The sequence below is a fragment of the [Empedobacter] haloabium genome, from assembly GCA_008011715.2.
In the GTDB taxonomy this organism is placed as follows: Bacteria; Pseudomonadota; Gammaproteobacteria; order Burkholderiales; family Burkholderiaceae_D; genus Rugamonas; species Rugamonas haloabia.
Genome location: CP136508.1, coordinates 1,334,628 through 1,351,768, shown reverse-complemented (window position 1 = coordinate 1,351,768; position 17,141 = coordinate 1,334,628). Strand labels below are relative to the sequence as shown.

At 65.3% G+C, this 17,141-nt stretch carries 18 protein-coding genes; 3 read left to right on the top strand and 15 right to left on the bottom strand.

What is annotated here, in order from left to right:
- Positions 1-13: 13 nt before the first annotated feature.
- The 7 genes from E7V67_005920 to rpsP form a co-directional block, all read right to left on the bottom strand.
- Positions 14-325 (bottom strand): DUF3579 domain-containing protein, encoded by a 312-nt coding sequence (locus tag E7V67_005920; protein ID WUR14641.1) that lies wholly within the window; start codon positions 323-325, stop codon positions 14-16.
- A gap of 179 nt (positions 326-504) precedes the next feature.
- On the bottom strand, positions 505-1,464 hold the full coding sequence (locus E7V67_005915) for a CobD/CbiB family protein (protein ID WUR14640.1): 960 nt from the start codon (positions 1,462-1,464) through the stop codon (positions 505-507).
- Positions 1,465-1,508: 44 nt separating this feature from the next.
- Positions 1,509-2,171: a CoA pyrophosphatase gene (locus E7V67_005910; GenBank protein ID WUR14639.1), complete on the bottom strand. Its 663-nt coding sequence runs from the start codon at positions 2,169-2,171 to the stop codon at positions 1,509-1,511.
- 134 nt (positions 2,172-2,305) lie between these two features.
- The gene (rplS, locus tag E7V67_005905; protein ID WUR14638.1) at positions 2,306-2,692 is read right to left on the bottom strand and encodes a 50S ribosomal protein L19; all 387 of its coding nucleotides are present in this window, start codon (positions 2,690-2,692) and stop codon (positions 2,306-2,308) included.
- A 146-nt stretch (positions 2,693-2,838) separates the two neighbouring features.
- The gene (trmD, locus tag E7V67_005900) at positions 2,839-3,585 is read right to left on the bottom strand and encodes a tRNA (guanosine(37)-N1)-methyltransferase TrmD (GenBank protein WUR14637.1); all 747 of its coding nucleotides are present in this window, start codon (positions 3,583-3,585) and stop codon (positions 2,839-2,841) included.
- Positions 3,586-3,601: 16 nt separating this feature from the next.
- Complete coding sequence (gene rimM, locus E7V67_005895; GenBank protein ID WUR14636.1) at positions 3,602-4,138, bottom strand: ribosome maturation factor RimM; 537 nt, start codon at positions 4,136-4,138, stop codon at positions 3,602-3,604.
- Between the two features lie 33 nt (positions 4,139-4,171).
- Entirely contained in the window at positions 4,172-4,417 is a 246-nt protein-coding gene (gene rpsP / locus E7V67_005890) for a 30S ribosomal protein S16 (GenBank protein WUR14635.1), read from the bottom strand.
- Between the two features lie 231 nt (positions 4,418-4,648).
- Between rpsP and E7V67_005885 the strand changes: the two genes are divergently transcribed.
- Together E7V67_005885 and E7V67_005880 are read left to right on the top strand one after the other, a co-directional pair.
- Positions 4,649-5,068, top strand: a complete 420-nt coding sequence (locus tag E7V67_005885; protein WUR14634.1) for a TM2 domain-containing protein — start codon at positions 4,649-4,651, stop codon at positions 5,066-5,068.
- A gap of 88 nt (positions 5,069-5,156) precedes the next feature.
- A complete protein-coding gene (locus E7V67_005880) occupies positions 5,157-5,579 on the top strand; it encodes a glycine zipper 2TM domain-containing protein (protein ID WUR14633.1) in 423 nt (140 codons plus the stop codon).
- Positions 5,580-5,626: 47 nt separating this feature from the next.
- On the opposite strand, the gene E7V67_005875 is transcribed toward E7V67_005880, so the two are convergent.
- From E7V67_005875 to ugpQ, 8 genes are all read right to left on the bottom strand, one after another.
- Positions 5,627-6,829, bottom strand: a complete 1,203-nt coding sequence (locus tag E7V67_005875; protein ID WUR14632.1) for an HD-GYP domain-containing protein — start codon at positions 6,827-6,829, stop codon at positions 5,627-5,629.
- Positions 6,830-7,229: 400 nt separating this feature from the next.
- Complete coding sequence (locus tag E7V67_005870; protein ID WUR14631.1) at positions 7,230-7,718, bottom strand: hypothetical protein; 489 nt, start codon at positions 7,716-7,718, stop codon at positions 7,230-7,232.
- Positions 7,719-7,748: 30 nt separating this feature from the next.
- On the bottom strand, positions 7,749-9,539 hold the full coding sequence (locus E7V67_005865; protein ID WUR14630.1) for an acyl-CoA dehydrogenase: 1,791 nt from the start codon (positions 9,537-9,539) through the stop codon (positions 7,749-7,751).
- Between the two features lie 92 nt (positions 9,540-9,631).
- Positions 9,632-10,564, bottom strand: a complete 933-nt coding sequence (locus tag E7V67_005860) for an FAD-binding protein (protein ID WUR14629.1) — start codon at positions 10,562-10,564, stop codon at positions 9,632-9,634.
- Positions 10,565-10,671: 107 nt separating this feature from the next.
- The gene (locus E7V67_005855; protein WUR14628.1) at positions 10,672-11,421 is read right to left on the bottom strand and encodes an electron transfer flavoprotein subunit beta/FixA family protein; all 750 of its coding nucleotides are present in this window, start codon (positions 11,419-11,421) and stop codon (positions 10,672-10,674) included.
- Positions 11,422-11,725: 304 nt separating this feature from the next.
- Positions 11,726-11,953, bottom strand: coding sequence for a sulfurtransferase TusA family protein (locus E7V67_005850; GenBank protein ID WUR16235.1), 228 nt, complete (start codon positions 11,951-11,953; stop codon positions 11,726-11,728).
- Positions 11,954-12,361: 408 nt separating this feature from the next.
- Entirely contained in the window at positions 12,362-14,971 is a 2,610-nt protein-coding gene (gene alaS, locus E7V67_005845; GenBank protein WUR14627.1) for an alanine--tRNA ligase, read from the bottom strand.
- Positions 14,972-15,065: 94 nt separating this feature from the next.
- The gene (gene ugpQ, locus E7V67_005840; protein ID WUR14626.1) at positions 15,066-15,809 is read right to left on the bottom strand and encodes a glycerophosphodiester phosphodiesterase; all 744 of its coding nucleotides are present in this window, start codon (positions 15,807-15,809) and stop codon (positions 15,066-15,068) included.
- Positions 15,810-15,888: 79 nt separating this feature from the next.
- Here ugpQ and E7V67_005835 point away from each other — a divergent pair, with 79 nt between their 5' ends.
- The gene (locus E7V67_005835) at positions 15,889-17,139 is read left to right on the top strand and encodes a CaiB/BaiF CoA-transferase family protein (GenBank protein ID WUR14625.1); all 1,251 of its coding nucleotides are present in this window, start codon (positions 15,889-15,891) and stop codon (positions 17,137-17,139) included.
- Positions 17,140-17,141 lie beyond the last annotated feature (2 nt).

Here is a 17,141-nt window from a genome sequence, read left to right as displayed (position 1 = left end):
GGAGGGGGAATGACTAGGTTTTGTCGCCAGGCAGGGGCACGTGGCAGGCGTCGACCATCTGCAGCTTGTTATCGGTGGCGAACTGGCGCACGAAGTGGTACGCCATCGGCTCGATCTCCTTCAACGTCTCGTTGACGACCACCGCCTTGACGCCGTTCGTGATCGTGGGCCGCACCAGCGGCGAGTACTGCAGATGGGCATTGCGGCCACCGGTTCCGGCAGGCCGGAAGCACGACATCACGCCGCACAGGCGCTCCGCCCAATCGCTGGGCCGGAACTGCTTGCCGTCGGTGGTAAGCCCAAGAATAAAGAACTCGCTGGCCATAGGCTTGAACAAAGATACGTGGAGGAACCTCAGGTATTATATCTTATAGAAGACCTGAGCGCCGAAGTACCTGAAGGCGGATGAAGGAATACTACATGCGCAGCCGGCCCCAATGGCAGCATTGTAAACGGCTTCGGAAGGACACGCGGCACGCACGCGCGTGCCCCGCCCAAGGCCGGTCAGCCAAGGTAGACGGCGCCGGACAGCAGCAACAGCAGCAGCATCCACAGCAGCAGCGCGCGCCACACCAGGCCCACGGTGCTTTGCAGCGCGCGCACCGAAGGCTCGTCGCCCGGCAGCGTCTCCACTTCCACGTCGCTGATGTCGACCGTGCCCGCGTCGGCCGGCACCACTTTCGCGGCGTTTTCCTGCGGTGTGCCGAGGCGCACGCCCATCGCGCCGCCGCCCGAGGCCAGGATGATGCCGATGGCTTCGTCGCGCCAGCGGTAGGCGAAATTGCGCCAGGCGTAGATCGCGTCCTCGAAGTTGCCGACGATGGCAAAGGCCACCGCCGTCAGGCGCGCGGGAATCCAGTCGATCCAATAAAACGCGCGCGCCGCGAACAGGCCGAAGGCCTCGTTGCGCATGTGCTCAGGCTCGTTCCAGGCGCGCGCCAGGTATTCCGCCACGCGGTACATGACGGCGGCCGCGGGCCCCAGCGGCATCAGGAACCAGAAGAACACGCCGAACACGCTGCGGTGCGTGGTGATCAGGGCCTTTTCGACGGCGATGCGGGAGATCTCGTTCACTTCCATGCCCACCGTGTCCTGCTTGGTCCATTCGGCCAGCAGCGCGCGCGCGGCCGCTTCGTCGCCCGCGTTCAGGGCCAGCTGGATCGACGTGAAATAGTGGCTGTAATGACGAAAGCCGAGGGTCAGGTAGACGATCAGGACATTCCAGGCAAAGGCCGCCAGGATCAGGTCATAGCGCAGCAGCACCCAGTAGATCAGGCCCGTGGGCACGATCAGGGCGGCCATCATGACGAACCAGCCGATCCGGCCATGGCTGGGGTCACCGGCGTTGAACCACGTTTCCATGCGCACTGCGAGACGTTTGATCTCGGCGTAGATCGGATTGTCCGCGCGCAGTGGCTTCATCTGCTCGAGCAGCAATGCGCAGAGAATGGAAAGAAATGTCATCTAAGTCCTTTGGATAGCGATACCGCAATGTGCGCTACGATAGCCTAAGCGCGCAAGAAATGAAACAGATTGCGCAGCATGCCGGCGGTGGCGCCCCAGATGAAATAGCGCTCGTACGGCATCGCGTAAAACGTGCGCCGCACCTCCCCCAGCGCCACCGCGCGGCGCTCGTGGTGAGCACCGTCCATCAGGAAGGCCAGCGGCACCTCGAAGATCTCGGCCACCTCGAACGGGTCCGCCTTCAGTTCGAACGGCGGCTTGACCAGCGCCACCACCGGCGTCACCACATAGCCCGTACCGGTGGTGTACAGCGGCAGGGTGCCCAGCACCTCGACATGGCGCCGGTGCAGGCCGATCTCTTCTTCCGTTTCGCGCAGCGCCGTGTCGACGGCATCGCGGTCGAAATGCTCGGCGCGCCCGCCCGGAAAGGCGATCTGGCCAGCGTGGTCGTTCAAGTGCGCCGTGCGCTGCGTCAGCAGCAGCGCCAGGCCGTATTCGTGCTCGACCAGCGGCACGAGGACGGATGCGGGCGTGGGCGGCGCGGCACGCCTGCTCCAGTTTTCGTCGGACGCCTCGGGCGTCCAGGCCGGCGGCGCGGCAAAGCGCTCCCGCAGCCAGGCAGGCGTGAGCCGGTGCGCCGGTACGGGCGCTTCGCCGGCGATGGCATCGACAGGAAGCCGGGTGGGATCGAACTGCGGTGTGGCCAAGGGAGTCCTCCATGATGGTCTGACGCAGACCATAGCACGGGCCGCGTCCGACCCGGTACACGACGAGTTGGGGGCGCGCGGACGAAAAAAAAGGGCACCTCGCGGTGCCCTTTTCCAATGCCGGGAAAACGCGATTACGCGGTTTCCTTCGCCGCGGTGGCGCGACGGTTCGGCAGCTTTTCCTTGATACGTGCGGACTTGCCCGAACGCTCACGCAGGTAGTACAGCTTGGCGCGACGGACGTCACCGCGACGCTTCACTTCGATCGAAGCGATCAGCGGGGAGTACAGCTGGAAGGTACGCTCGACGCCTTCGCCGGACGAGATCTTGCGAACGATGAAGTTCGAGTTCAGGCCACGGTTACGACGGGAGATCACGACGCCTTCGTAAGCCTGGGCGCGCTTGCGCGTGCCTTCGACCACGTTCACGTTCACGACCACGGTATCGCCAGGCGCGAAATCAGGGATGTTCTTGCCCAGGCGAGCGATTTCTTCTTGCTCGAGTTGCTGAATCAGGTTCATTTTGAATGACTCCAATAACCATCTTGCCGGCGCTTCGCGTGTCGCCACGACTGCCCGGTAGAGGATGGGGTTAAACACGCGAACACGATTGTTCGCACGGTATTACAGGGTCGCTCGCAGCTTGCACTGCCTGCGGCCCGGCGGATTTACAAACCCGCCAAAAACTTTTCGTCCTGCTTCGACAAGAGGCCCGCCGCGCGGGCCTTGTCCAGCAGGTCGGGACGCTTCCTCGCGGTCGCTTCCAGCATCCGCTCGCGGCGCCACTTGTTGATCTCGGCATGGTTGCCGCCCATCAGGACGGGCGGCACCGCGACGCCTTCGTACACTTCCGGCCGCGTGTAATGCGGCGAATCGAGCAGGCCGTTGACGAAACTGTCCTCGACCGCCGAGGCATCCGTGTTCAGCACACCGGGCAATTGCCTGACCACCGCGTCCATCAGCGCCATCGCGGGCAGTTCGCCGCCCGACAGCACGAAGTCGCCCAGGCTGATTTCCTCGTCGACGCAGCGGTCCAGCAAGCGCTGGTCCACCGCCTCGTAGCGGCCGCACAGGATCACGAGACCCGGTTCGTCCTTCAGCGCCATCACCCGTTCGTGCGTCAGCTGCCGGCCTTGCGGCGACATGAACACGACGCGCGGCGCCGGCAGGCCGGCCACGACCTGGCGCTGCTTGGCAGCGGCGATCGTCGCCTCCAGCGGCTTGGCCAGCATGACCATGCCGGGGCCGCCGCCATACGGGCGATCGTCGACGGTACGGTGGTTGTCGGTGGTGAAATCGCGCGGATTCCACAACGACAAACCCCACCGGCGCTGCTCGAACGCACGGCGGGTTACGCCGGACTGCGTCAGCGCGGCGAACATCTCGGGGAACAGGGTTACGACGTCGAACTGCATGGATGCATGTGCCGGATCAGTAATCCAGGCCCCAGTCCACGACGATCTTCTTCGCGTCCTTGTCCACCTTGATGACGAACTGGTCGACGAACGGAATCAGGCGCTCGGAGGCCACCTCTTCCGGCGTATCGGCTGCAGGCGCCGACGTGATGCGCAGGATCGATTGCGGTCCATTGCTCATCATGTCGTGCACGACACCGAGACGTTCGCCCTGCAAATTCTCTACTTCCAGGCCGATCAGGTCGGCCCAGTAAAACTCGTTCTCATCGTCCAGCTGCGGGAACTGGCTGCGCGGCACGAAGACCGCGGCGCCCTTGAGCGCTTCCGCTCCGTCCCGGTCGGTCAGGCCGACCAGCTGGGCAACAACGTCGCCACCATGCAACCTGGCCCGCTTGACGTCGACGTCGCGCAGGCCCGGCTTGTCCAGCCACCACGTTCTAACGTGCAGCAGCGCATCGGCGTCGTCGGAAAACGGGCGTACCCGGATTCCGCCAACTACGCCATAGGCACCGGAGACAAAGCCTACCTGTACCAGATCGTCGGGGACTTGCACCCCGGATGCTGCGTTAACGGACAAACTGAAAACTTAGGCTGCTTTTTGACCAGCGACCAGGCGAGCAACGGCTGGGGACAGCTGTGCGCCAACGCCTTGCCAGTAGGCCAGACGGTCTGCTGCAACGCGGAATGGCTCTTCCTTGCCCGATGCCATCGGGTTGTAGAAACCGATGCGCTCGACGAAGCGGCCGTCACGACGATTGCGGGAATCGGTTGCAACGATGTTGTAGAAAGGGCGCTTCTTGGCGCCACCACGAGCTAAACGAATAACGACCATAATATTTCCAAAAAGTGTGCTGAGTCGGAAAAAGCCGCAAATTATAGCGTGCTTCCTGCCGACTGCAAAGCATTAGTAACAATGGGGTGAGTGTTGGGGCAATCCGGCATTATCCCCTACTCTCGCGTTGGCGGCAATCGCTAATTGACGATTCGCCACGCCACACGGGACGACGATTATGCAAGATACTGCGCATTTACTGTGTACTCCGAGGAACCTTGCATGGTCGATATGTTGCAAACCAAACACAAAAACAAGACCGTCGCCACCTTGCTGGCCTTCCTGCTGGGCGGCATCGGCGCGCACCGCTTCTACCTGAGCGGACCGACTGACCGCTGGGGCTGGCTGCATGCGGCTGCCCTGCCGGCCTGCGGCATCGTCATGACGGCCGCGCCGGGCGCCGACTGGTATTTCTGGTACCTGCCGCTGACGCTGTCGATGTTGGCCGGTTGCCTCGAAGCCCTGGTGCTGGGCCTGACGCCGGACGACCAATGGGATGCGCGCCACAACGCCGGGTCCGGCCGGCACTCGGCTTCGCGCTGGCCGCTTGCCATCGTCCTGGTCGCCACGTCGATGGTGGGCGCCGGCATGCTGATCGCGACCATCGCCCGCCTGTTCGACCTGCTCTACACGGGTGGCGCCTACGGCTAGACGGCCTGTCACAAGCGATTACAATTTGCCCAGCCATGCGCCCGGGTGGCGCCCTATACTGCGGCCATCGTCACCACTGGAGCAGAACATGAAGAACATCCAAGCCGCCCTCCTCGCCCTTGCCTTGAGCGCCAGCGCGGCCGGCGCGCAAGCCGACCCGCACCACAAGCATCGGGTGTGCAATACCTGCGGCAAGGTCACCAATGTGTATGTGACGGAGCAGAACGGCAAGGGCGGCGCGGCAGGCGTCATCGTCGGCGGCCTGGCCGGCGGCCTGCTGGGCAACCAGGTCGGCAGCGGCACCGGCAAGTCGCTGGCCACCGTGGCCGGCGCGGTTGGCGGTGCGTATGCGGGCAAGCATATCGAGGGCCGCATGAACAAGGTGCGCACGTGGAACGTCAAGGTGCGCTTCGACAACGGCAAGACCGACACGTTCTACTTCCGCGACAACCCGCGCATGCAGAACGGCGATCGCGTGCGCCGCACGGATCGCACCATCGTCCGTTCCTGATTGCACGCAGCGGTAAGAATGGTCCGGGACTGTCCCGGATTTTCCACTCAGGCGTTGGCCCAGTAGCGGCTGATGTCGCCGAAGCCCCAGGCGCTCGCCTCCTCGCGCGTCGCGATGGCTTCGGTCAGGCCGGGCAACGACAGATCCACTTCCTCCGGCTGGATATAGCCCATCGACCTGGCCGAGAAGAACACCTTGACGATGGGTTTCAACAGCGACTTGCTGTTGTCGACGACCACGCCGAGCCGGCTCGACTTCAGGCGCAACAAGGTGCCCACCGGGTAGATGCCCATGCACTTGACGAACGCGGCGAACAGCACCGGGTCGAAGTGCCCCTCTTTCGTCCACTCGGCCATGCGCCGCAGCGACTCCGCCGGACACCAGCCCTCCTTGTAGGGCCGGTTCGACGTGATCGCGTCGTACACGTCGCAGACGGCGCCCATGCGCGCATGCCGGCTGATCTGCTCCCCCTTCAGCCCATGCGGATAGCCCTTGCCGTCGTAGCGCTCGTGGTGGTGCAGGCAGACGTCGCGGGCGATGTCCGGCACGTCCTGCCACCCCCCCAGCGCCTCGAACCCGGCCACCGGATGGCGCTTGACCTGCTGAAATTCCTCGTCCGTCAGCTTGCCCGGCTTGTTCAGGATCTCCGGCGGGATGGCCACCTTGCCCAGGTCGTGCAGCAGCCCTGCCATGCCGCAGTCGCGCACCTCCTGGTCCGGCAACCCCAGCTGACGCGCCAGCGCGATCATCATCGCGCACACGGCGACCGAATGCAGGTAGGTGTAGTCGTCGGCCTGCTTCAGGCGCACCAGGTTGATCAGCGCGCCCTGGTTGCGCATGACGGAGGCCGCCACGTCGTCCACCAGGTCGGTCGCCGCCGTCAGGTCGCCCAGCCGCCCCATGCGCGCTTCGTTGAACATCGTCATGACGGCACCCTTGGCGCGCGCGATCACCTTGCCGGCGCGCGCCATTTCCTCGCGCGTGGTGGCACGCTCGACGCGAGCGAACGCGAATGGCGGGGCAGCGGCGGGGGCGACCGCGGTGGGCGCGGCGGGCGGCACTGCGACGTCGAGCCCGCGCTCCGTGTCGATCCACAGCGCCTTGATCCCGGTGGTGCGCATCGTTGCCAGCACGTCGGCACTGTCGATCTCGAAGGAGCTCTGCCAGAACGGCGAGTTCAGCCACGACCCTTCGATCTTGTGGACGTACATGCCCGTGCGTGCCTGGGCCAGTGTGATTTTTTTCAGCATGGTGCACTCGATGTCATGAGCGCCATCGGCGCGGATACAGCGCTGGCCGGTGGCGCAATGTCAGACGGTGCCCTGCGAAGTTTGGGGAGGGGCGGTGTGACGTTATCAGGTTTTCATGGCAATCATGCCGCGAAAATTGCCCTACGTCAATATCGCGATGTGCTTACTGTCGCGTTCTCGCCCAGCAGACAAAAAAAGCCCCGCGGGCAGGGACGTGCCGGCGGGGTAAAGGCAAGAAGATGATGCCTCGGGCGAGGCTCCCTTCAACGCTCCCGTGAACCACATGGTCAGCGTACTCCACCATGCGGCCCGTGTGAGCGCTCCCTTACAAATGCGCTGAACACGCTGACAGTTTTCCGACAATTATGCGGCCGACGTGCGACGGCGGAGATCGGCCCGCCTAGCATATGAAGTATTGCGAGGCCGGGTCGGGACGAAAACGCGGCGGCTTGCGGCGGCGCTCCTGGCGCACGCCCGCCTTCACTTCGCGCTCGATGCGCTGCCAGAAGCGCGCACCGTGGCGCTGGCGCAGCCAGGCTGCCACGACCTCGTTATAGGCCTGCTGGTAGTCCCACACACCACCCGGCAACGGGCAGATCAGCCACTGTTCGGTGATGCCGTAGCGCGCCAGCACCTCGGCACGTACGCCATCGGTGATGCCGCCGCTGTCGTCGATCAGGCTGGGACGGCCGTCGAACCAGTACATCCGTCCCGCCGCCACGGCCCGGCGGGCGTCGTCGGCCCCACGGCGCAACATTTCCTGGCGTTTTACTTCCGTGACGTCCGGGTGCACCCACGGCCGGTGCAGGTAGACGATGCCCGGTTCCGCGCGCGCGGCCGGAGCGAACAGGAAGAGCGGAACCAGCAACAACAGGATCGTCGTTCGCATGGCCCGCCCTCCACTCTCACATCGCTTGCGTCAGAACTGGTCTTCGGACAGCGCCAGCACGCCGGCATGGCCGTCGACGATGGCGCTCTTCAAGCCAGCCGACTGCGTCAGGATGTGGTCGGCGAAGAAGCGCGCCGTGACGATCTTGGCCTGGTAGAACGCCGCGTCGCCGTTCCCCTCGGCCAGCTTCTTGTGCGCCGCGATGGCGGCACGGCCCATCTGCCAGCCGCCCAGCACGACGCCGGCCAGCTTCAGGTACAGGACACTGCCCGCGAACACCGCCTTCACGTCGCTCTTGACGTTGGCCAGCACGAAGGCGACTACCGCCTCCAGGTCGGCCGCGCCCTTTTCCAGCTGCGCGCGGATGGCGGCGAAGTGTTCGCCTTCCAGTTCTCCCAGCTGGGTGGCCGTGGCGCGCACCTGGGCGATCAGGTGCTGCGCCACCTTGCCGCCGTCGCGCACGGTCTTGCGGCCCACCAGGTCGTTGGCCTGGATCGCCGTCGTGCCTTCGTAGATCGGCAGGATCTTGGCATCGCGGTAGTGCTGGGCGGCGCCCGTCTCCTCGATGAAGCCCATGCCGCCGTGCACCTGCACGCCGTCGCGCGTGACGTTCTCGCTCATCTCGGTGGACCAGCCCTTGATGACCGGGACCAGGTATTCGTAGATGGCCATGTGGGCCGCGCGCTCGTCCGCGTCCGGGTGGTAGTGGGCGATGTCGGAGAAGCCGGCGCCCACGTAGGCCAGCGCGCGCGCCGCCTCGGTCTGGGCGCGCATCGACATCAGCATGCGGCGCACGTCCGGATGGTGGATGATCGAGACCGGGCCGGCGGACCCGGCCAGGTCGCGCGACTGCACGCGGTCCTTGGCGAAGGCCACCGCCTGCTGGTAGGCGCGTTCGGCCAGGCCGATACCCTGGATGCCGACGCCGAAGCGGGCCGCGTTCATCATGATGAACATGTATTCCAGGCCACGGTTCTCTTCGCCGACCAGCGTGCCGATGGCGCCGCCGTTGTCGCCGAACTGCAGCACGGCCGTCGGGCTGGCCTTGATGCCCAGCTTGTGTTCGATCGACACGCAGTGCGCGTCGTTGCGCGCGCCCAGCGAACCATCGGCGTTGACCAGGAACTTCGGCACGATGAACAGCGAGATGCCTTTCACGCCCGGGGGCGCGTCCGGCGTGCGCGCCAGCACCAGGTGGACGATGTTCTCCGTCATGTCGTGCTCGCCCCACGTGATGAAGATCTTGGTGCCGAAGATCTTGTAGGTGCCGTCGCCCTGCGGCACCGCGCGCGTGCGCACGGCGGCCAGGTCGGAGCCGGCCTGCGGCTCCGTCAGGTTCATGGTGCCGGTCCATTTACCCGTGACCAGCGGCTCCAGGTAGGTGGCCTTCTGCTCGTCGCTGCCGGCCGTCAGCAGCGCTTCGATGGCGCCGTCCGACAGCAGCGCGACCAGGCCGTACGACATGTTCGCGCCCTGCAGCATCTCCACGCATGGCGTGCCGACCAGCTTCGGCAGGCCCTGGCCGCCGAATTCCTGCGGGTGCTGCAGGCCCTGCCAGCCCGCCTCGGCGAACTGGCGGAAGGCTTCCTTGAAGCCCTTGCTGGTGGTGACCTGGCCGTCGTGCCAGAAGCTCGGCTCCTTGTCGCCCGGATGGTTCAGCGGAGCGATCACGCCGCTGACGAATTTCGCATTCTCTTCCAGCACCGCTTCGGCGGTTTCCGCGGTCGCGTCCTCGCAGCCCGGCAGCGCGCTGACGACCTGCAGGTTGGCCAGCTCGTTCATCACGAACAGCATGTCCTTCAGTGGTGGGTTGTAGCTCATCTTTGTCTCTCCAAGAAAAAAGCCACGGTGGCCGGCGTTCGGTGCCTGGCCAGCGTGGCTCGTACAGTCGGTTCGGCGCTTGGCCCGTGTTATCAGCCCAGCTCTTTGACCAGTTGCGGCACCACTTCGAACAGGTCGCCCACGATGCCGTAGTCGGCCACCGAGAAGATCGGCGCTTCCGGATCCTTGTTGATGGCGACGATCGTCTTCGAATCCTTCATGCCGGCCAGGTGCTGGATGGCGCCGGAGATGCCGACGGCGATGTACAGCGACGGCGCGACGATCTTGCCGGTCTGGCCGACCTGCCAGTCGTTCGGCACGAAGCCGGCGTCGACGGCGGCGCGCGAGGCGCCCATGGCCGCGCCCAGCTTGTCGGCCAGCGGTTCCAGCAGCTTGAAGTTGTCGGCCGAGCCGATGCCGCGGCCGCCCGAGACGATGATCTTGGCGGCGGTCAGTTCCGGACGGTCCGACTTGGCCAGTTCGCGGCCGACGAAGGACGACTTGCCGACGTCGCCGACAGCGGTGACGTTCTCGACGGCGGCCGAACCGCCGGTGGCCGCGGCGGCGTCGAAGCCGGTGGTACGGACGGTGATGACTTTCACCTTGTCGGACGACTGCACGGTGGCGATGGCGTTACCGGCGTAGATCGGGCGCTCGAACGTGTCGGGCGAATCGACCTTGGTGATCTCGGAGATCTGGGCGACGTCCAGCTTGGCGGCCACGCGCGGCAGGATGTTCTTGCCGTAGGCGGTGGCTGGCGCCAGGATGTGCGAGTACGAACCGGCGATCGCCAGGATCTGCTCGGCGACGTTCTCGGCCAGGCCGTCGGCGAAGTGCGCCGCGTCGGCGACCAGCACCTTGGTGACGCCGGCGATCTGCGCGGCCTGCTCCGCCGCGGCACCGGCGTTGGCGCCGGCGACCAGGACGTGGACTTCACCGCCGGCTTGCGCAGCCGCGGTGACGGTGTGGTGGGTGCTGCCTTTCAGGCTGGCGTTGTCGTGTTCTGCGATGACGAGTGCGACCATGATTTCTATCCTTGTCTGTTACCCCCAGGGGCAGGGGCCGGGGTCGGACCCGGCGGGTCCGACCCCGGGTTTGCGCCTGGGGTAAATGTATGCGTTAAAGGCTGGCCTTAGATGACCTTGGCTTCGGTGCGCAGCTTCGCCACCAGCGTTGCGACGTCCGGTACCTTGATGCCGGCGGAACGCTTGGCCGGCTCGACGACCTTCAGCGTCTTCAGGCGCGGCGCCACGTCCACGCCCAGGTCTTCCGGCTTGACGGTTTCCAGCGGCTTCTTCTTGGCCTTCATGATGTTCGGCAGCGTCACGTAGCGCGGTTCGTTCAGGCGCAGGTCGGTCGTGACGATGGCCGGCAGGGTCAGGGCCACGGTTTCCAGGCCGCCGTCCACTTCGCGGGTCACGGTCGCCTTGCCGTCTTCCAGTACCACTTTCGACGCGAACGTCGCCTGCGGCCAACCCAGCAGGGCCGCCAGCATCTGGCCGGTCTGGTTGGAGTCGTCGTCGATGGCCTGCTTGCCCAGGATGATCAGCTGCGGCTGTTCCTTGTCGGCCAGCGCTTTCAGCAGCTTGGCCACGGCCAGCGGCTCCAGGTCGGCGGTCGTCTCGACCAGGATGCCGCGGTCGGCGCCGATCGCCATGCCGGTGCGCAGGGTTTCCTGGCACTGGGTGACGCCGCAGGAGACGGCCACCACTTCGGTCACCTTGCCCGCTTCCTTCAGGCGGGTCGCTTCTTCCATCGCGATCTCGTCGAACGGGTTCATCGACATTTTGACGTTGGCGATATCGACGCCAGTGCCGTCGGACTTGACGCGCACCTTGACGTTGTAGTCGACCACGCGTTTGACAGGTACCAGGACTTTCATGGGATGCCTTTGGAAAAGTGATAGTGGTGATGGTGAAAAATGTGGGCTAGATTATATGAGTATTTCTAGCCTGGTACAGAATTAAAGCACGATCGTGCGATTTTTTGTTAGTGGTAGCGCTCTAAAACGACAAAGGACAGTTCATTCGCAGAACTGTCCTTGTTTTTTCGTGCTTCATGCGGGAAGACGACCCCATCGATGAGCCTGCGGTTCGAGCCTTTTCTGCCGGCCGCGAACCGCGCAGCTTGCCGTGACAACGCACTGAGAACGCGCCGTGCCTGCACGACGCGCTGCCAGCCGCCTCTTACTTGCGTTGCATCAGGAAGGTGAATTCAGCACCATGCTGGACATGCGACAGCAGCGGGTTGCCAGTCTGCTTGGCAAAGGCCTGGAAGTCGCGCACGGAGCCCGGATCGGTTGCCATGATGCGCAGCACCTGCCCGCTTTCCAGTTCGGCCAAGGCTTTCTTCGCCTTCAGGATCGGCAGCGGGCAATTCAAACCGCGTGCATCGAGTTCCTTATGAAATTCCATGATTTCGGTTTCGAGTAGAGTTTCGCTCATCAGATTCTCGCCAATTTTTGTGCAGAGTCGCCACAGTCTACTCCAATTTCCCCGCCGTGACGCACTGCACCAAAATTGTTCATTAGTCGTTGCAAAGTTGCAACGCCAGTATCAAGTAAGACAACGAGTCCCTGATCTGACGCGCAAGGTGCGGAGTATAGACCAAAAACCGTCGCTGACGCACTGCGTCATGACGGTGCAGTGCCGCACCGGGGCGGTGCCGAGGGGCAATCGATGACGCCGGAAACACCGGTGTCAGGCACCTGTCTCAGGGCGGTAACGCCCGGAGACAGGTGCCTGACACCAAGGGTCTTGCCAAGGTCTCGGCGGCCAACAAAAAAGGCGGCCGAAGCCGCCTTTGTCCAGGTCGCTACGAGCTTACAGCTTGCCCTCGACCCAGCCTGCCACACCGGCCAGCGCTTCCGGCAGCGCGGCCGGGTTGGTGCCGCCGGCCTGGGCCATGTCGGGACGACCGCCGCCCTTGCCGCCCACCTGCTGGGCGACGAAGTTGACCAGCTCGCCGGCCTTGACCTTGCCGATCGAGTCCTGCGTGACGCCGGCGATCAGGCTGACCTTGCCGTCGGCCACGCTGGCCAGCACGATGGCGGCCGTCTTCAGCTTGTCCTTCAGCTTGTCCATCGTCTCGCGCAGCGCGGCCACGTCCGCGCCTTCCATCGTCGCGGCCAGCACCTTGATGCCCTTGACGTCGACGGCCTTGGTCGCCAGCTCGTCGCCCTGGCCGGAGGCCAGCTTGGACTTCAGCGCGTTCAGTTCCTTCTCCAGCGCCTTGACCTGGTCCTGCACCTGGCCGATGCGGCTGGTGATCTCTTCCGGCGTCGCCTTCAGCGCGGCCGCGGCTTCGTTCAGGCGGCGCGTCATCGACTGCACCAGCGCCAGCGCGCCCTCGCCCGTCACGGCTTCGATGCGGCGGATACCGGCCGCGACACCGCCTTCGGAGACGATCTTGAACAGGCCGATGTCGCCGGTGCGGTTGACGTGCACGCCGCCGCACAGCTCTTTCGACGAGCCGATGTCCAGCACGCGCACCTGGTCGCCGTACTTCTCGCCGAACAGCGCCATCGCGCCATGCTTGACGGCGTCGTCGAACGACATGTGCTGCGCTTTCGTCGGGTGATTTTCCAGGATCTCGCGGTTGACGATCGCCTCGACCTGGGCGATCTGCTCGGCCGTCACGGGCGCGTTATGGCTGAAGTCGAAACGGGTCTTGTCCGGATCGACCAGCGAGCCCTTCTGCGCCACGTGGCCACCCAGCACTTCGCGCAGCGCCTTGTGCATCAGGTGCGTGGCCGAGTGGTTGCGGATGGTGCGGTTGCGCTTCTCCGTATCGACCAGCGCCGACACCTTGTCGCCCACCTTCAGCGTGCCGTTTTCCAGCACGCCATGCTGGCCGAACACGTCGGCCTGGATCTTCAGCGTGTCTTCCACGCTGAACTTGGCGCCCGTGCTCTGGATAACGCCCTGGTCGCCCACCTGGCCGCCCGATTCGGCGTAGAACGGCGTCGTGTCCAGCACGACGATGCCCTGCTCGCCCGCCTGCAGCTCCTGCACCGGCGCGCCGTTGCTGTACAGCGCGATCACCGTGGAGTCGAAGGTCAGCTGCTCGTAGCCGACGAAGTTGGTCTTGGCGCCGCTGTACTCGACGTTGGCGGCCATCTTGAACTTGCCGGCCGCGCGCGCCGTCTTCTTCTGGTTTTCCATCGCCTCGGCGAAGCCGGCTTCGTCCAGCGTGACGCCGCGCTCGCGGCAGATGTCCGCGGTCAGGTCCAGCGGGAAGCCGTAGGTGTCGTACAGCGTGAAGGCGGTGGCGCCGTCCAGGTTCTTGGCATCCTTGGCCAGCTGCGCTTCCAGGATCTTCATGCCGTTTTCCAGCGTCTCGCCGAAGCGCTCTTCTTCCGTCTTCAGCACCTGCTGGACGTAGGCCAGCTTTTCGGTCAGTTCCGGATAGGCGCTGCCCATTTCCGTGTTCAGGTCGGCAGCCAGCTTGTAGAAGAACGGCTTGGTCTGGCCCAGCTTGTGGCCGTGGCGCAGCGCGCGGCGGATGATGCGGCGCAGGACGTAGCCGTGGCCTTCCGAGCTCGGGATGATGCCGTCGACGATTAGGAACGCGGCGGCGCGGATGTGGTCGGCGATCACGCGCAGCGACTTGCTTTCCAGGTCTTCCACGCCCGTCTCGCGCGCGGCTGCCTTGATCAGGTTCTGGAACAGGTCGATTTCATAGTTGCTGTGCACGTGCTGCAGCACGGCGGCCAGGCGCTCCATGCCCATGCCGGTGTCCACGCACGGCTTTGGCAGCTTCGTCATGTTGCCGGCTTCGTCGCGGTTGAACTGCATGAACACCAGGTTCCAGATCTCGATGAAGCGGTCGCCGTCTTCCTCCGGCGAGCCGGGAGGACCGCCGTAGATTTCGGCGCCGTGGTCGTAGAAGATCTCCGTGCACGGGCCGCACGGGCCGGTGTCGGCCATCTGCCAGAAGTTGTCCGACGCGTAGCGCGCGCCCTTGTTGTCGCCGATGCGGATGATGCGCTCGCGCGGCACGCCGATTTCGTTGGCCCAGATGTCGTAGGCTTCGTCGTCTTCCTGGTACACCGTCACGGTCAGCTTCTCGGCCGGCAGCATGTACACCTTGGTCAGCAGCTCCCAGGCGTAGGCGATGGCGTCGCGCTTGAAGTAGTCGCCGAAGCTGAAGTTACCCAGCATCTCGAAGAACGTGTGGTGACGCGCCGTGTAGCCGACGTTTTCCAGGTCGTTGTGCTTGCCGCCGGCGCGCACGCAGCGCTGCACGGAGGTGGCGCGGGAATACGGGCGCGTATCCAGGCCCAGGAACACGTCCTTGAACTGCACCATGCCGGAGTTGGTCAGCAGCATGGTGGGATCGTTGCCTGGCACCAGCGGGCTGGAACGGACGATCGTGTGACCCTTGGACTCGAAGAATTTGAGGAACTTCTCGCGGATTTCAGATGATTTCATGTCGTGTTGGCGGTAGAACCAGGCGGATTTGGCAAAAGATTGATTATACGGTATACCAATGCGCCGCCGGTGGGCGGTCGCACGGGCCAGCGGCTCAGCGGAAATCGGCCGGCAGCAGGTCGATCCGGTCGGTGCAGAGGGCGTCCACGCCCCAGCCCAGCAGCTGGCGCGCCCGCGCCGGATCGTTGACGGTATAGCAGAACAGGCCGAAGCCGGCCGCCTTGACGGATTGCGCCAGCGCCGGTGTCAGCTCATTGTGGTCGACGTGCACGGACAGCACGCCCAATTCGCGCGCCTGCCCTTCCCAGTCCGGCGGCAGCGCGCCGAATGCCAGCGCGCGCGGCAGGCCCGGCGCCGCGGCGCGGGCGGCGCGCAGCGCGGCGGCGCTGAACGAGGACAGCAGCGGCAGCCGCGCCAGGTCGCTTTCGTCGGGAAACAGGCGACGCACGGTCTCGGCCACCCAGCGGCCCGTGGCTTCGTCGTGACCGGGTGCCGGCTTGAGCTCGACATTCATCCAGATATCGTGGCCCTTGCAGTACTCGGCGAAGGGTACGAACAGCGGCACCGGCTCGCCCGCATGGTCGGGGCCGAACCAGCTGCCCGCATCGAGCGCGGCAAGGACGGCCGAGTCGGTCTCGGCGACGCTGCCCGGGCCGGGCACGGTGCGGCCGAAGTCGGGGTCGTGCATGATCACGCCGACGCCGTCACGGGCCAGCATCACGTCGAACTCGACGGCGTGATAGCCATGGCGCAGGCCGGCCGCCAGCGCCGCGAACGTGTTTTCCGGCGCCGTGGTACCGCCGCCCCGGTGGGCGATCATTGTCGGATAGGGCCACATGCCCATTACAGTAGCATGAGTGGATGCCGGGGTACAGATAGGCTAAGCTGTGGCCCTTCGAACAACAACGAGACCATCGATGCAAACCATTTCCACCTCGGCACCCAAGCCAAAAGCGTTGGGTCACATCCGCGTGCTCGACCTGTCGCGCGTGCTGGCCGGCCCCTGGTGCTCGCAGAACCTGGCGGACCTGGGCGCCGACGTCATCAAGATCGAACGGCCCGGCGCCGGCGACGACACCCGCGCCTGGGGCCCACCGTACGCCAAGGACGCCGAAGGCCGCGACACCCGCGAGGCCGCCTACTACCTGGCCGCCAACCGGGGCAAGCGCTCCGTTACCGTCGATATCTCGACCGAACAGGGCCAGGCGCTGATCCGCGCGCTGGCGGCGCAGTCGGACGTGGTGCTGGAGAACTACAAGGTCGGCCAGCTGAAGCGCTACGGCCTGGACTACGAAGCGCTGAAGGCCGTCAAGCCGGACCTGGTCTACTGCTCCGTCACCGGCTTCGGCCAGGACGGCCCCTACGCGCACCGCGCCGGCTACGACTTCCTGATCCAGGGCATGGGCGGCCTGATGAGCGTGACGGGCGAGCGCGACGACCTGCCCGGCGGCGGCCCGCAGAAGGCCGGCGTGGCGCTGTGCGACCTGATGACGGGCATGTACGCCACCATCGCGATCCAGGCCGCGCTGATCCACCGCGACCGCACCGGCGAAGGCCAGTACATCGACATGGCGCTGCTGGACGTGCAGGTCGCCATGCTGGCCAATATGGGCAGCAATTACCTGAACAGCGGCAAGGCGCCCAAGCGCTGGGGCAACGCGCACCCGAACATCGTGCCGTACCAGACCTTCGCCTGCGCGGACGGCCACATCATCGTCGCCACCGGCAACGACGGCCAGTACGTCAAGTTCGTCGAGGCCGGTGGCCGGCCGGAGCTGGCGACCGACCCGCGCTTCGTGACCAACCCGCTGCGCGTGCAGAACCGCGACATCCTGGTGCCGATCCTGGCCGGGATGGTGGCGACCAAGACGCGCGACGAATGGATCGCGCTGCTGGAAGCCGTCAACGTGCCGTGCGGCCCGATCAACGACCTGGACGACGTCTACAAGAACCCGCAGGTGCAGGCGCGCGGCATGGTAGTCGACGTCCCGCACCCGACGGCCGGCAGCACGAAGCTCGTGCGCAGCCCGATGCGCCTGTCCGCCTCCCCTGCCGACGTGCGCACGGCCCCGCCGACGCTGGGCCAGCATACCGACGAGGTGCTGGGCGAGCTGCTGGGGCATACGGCCGAGGACATCGCGGCCCTGCGGGCGGCCGGGGTGTTGTAGCC

Excerpts from the sequence above, each read along its gene's own strand:
- E7V67_005865 (WUR14630.1), bottom strand. The coding sequence starts at position 9,539 with ATGAGCTACAACCCACCACTGAAGGACATGCTGTTCGTGATGAACGAG.
- E7V67_005835 (WUR14625.1), top strand. The coding sequence starts at position 15,889 with ATGCAAACCATTTCCACCTCGGCACCCAAGCCAAAAGCGTTGGGTCAC.
- E7V67_005850 (WUR16235.1), bottom strand. The coding sequence starts at position 11,953 with ATGGAATTTCATAAGGAACTCGATGCACGCGGTTTGAATTGCCCGCTG.
- trmD (WUR14637.1), bottom strand. The coding sequence starts at position 3,585 with ATGCAGTTCGACGTCGTAACCCTGTTCCCCGAGATGTTCGCCGCGCTG.
- rpsP (WUR14635.1), bottom strand. The coding sequence starts at position 4,417 with ATGGTCGTTATTCGTTTAGCTCGTGGTGGCGCCAAGAAGCGCCCTTTC.
- E7V67_005870 (WUR14631.1), bottom strand. The coding sequence starts at position 7,718 with ATGCGAACGACGATCCTGTTGTTGCTGGTTCCGCTCTTCCTGTTCGCT.
- rplS (WUR14638.1), bottom strand. The coding sequence starts at position 2,692 with ATGAACCTGATTCAGCAACTCGAGCAAGAAGAAATCGCTCGCCTGGGC.
- ugpQ (WUR14626.1), bottom strand. The coding sequence starts at position 15,809 with ATGTGGCCCTATCCGACAATGATCGCCCACCGGGGCGGCGGTACCACG.
- E7V67_005855 (WUR14628.1), bottom strand. The coding sequence starts at position 11,421 with ATGAAAGTCCTGGTACCTGTCAAACGCGTGGTCGACTACAACGTCAAG.
- E7V67_005920 (WUR14641.1), bottom strand. The coding sequence starts at position 325 with ATGGCCAGCGAGTTCTTTATTCTTGGGCTTACCACCGACGGCAAGCAG.
- E7V67_005915 (WUR14640.1), bottom strand. The coding sequence starts at position 1,464 with ATGACATTTCTTTCCATTCTCTGCGCATTGCTGCTCGAGCAGATGAAG.
- E7V67_005885 (WUR14634.1), top strand. The coding sequence starts at position 4,649 with ATGTTGCAAACCAAACACAAAAACAAGACCGTCGCCACCTTGCTGGCC.
- E7V67_005875 (WUR14632.1), bottom strand. The coding sequence starts at position 6,829 with ATGCTGAAAAAAATCACACTGGCCCAGGCACGCACGGGCATGTACGTC.
- E7V67_005860 (WUR14629.1), bottom strand. The coding sequence starts at position 10,564 with ATGGTCGCACTCGTCATCGCAGAACACGACAACGCCAGCCTGAAAGGC.
- alaS (WUR14627.1), bottom strand. The coding sequence starts at position 14,971 with ATGAAATCATCTGAAATCCGCGAGAAGTTCCTCAAATTCTTCGAGTCC.
- E7V67_005880 (WUR14633.1), top strand. The coding sequence starts at position 5,157 with ATGAAGAACATCCAAGCCGCCCTCCTCGCCCTTGCCTTGAGCGCCAGC.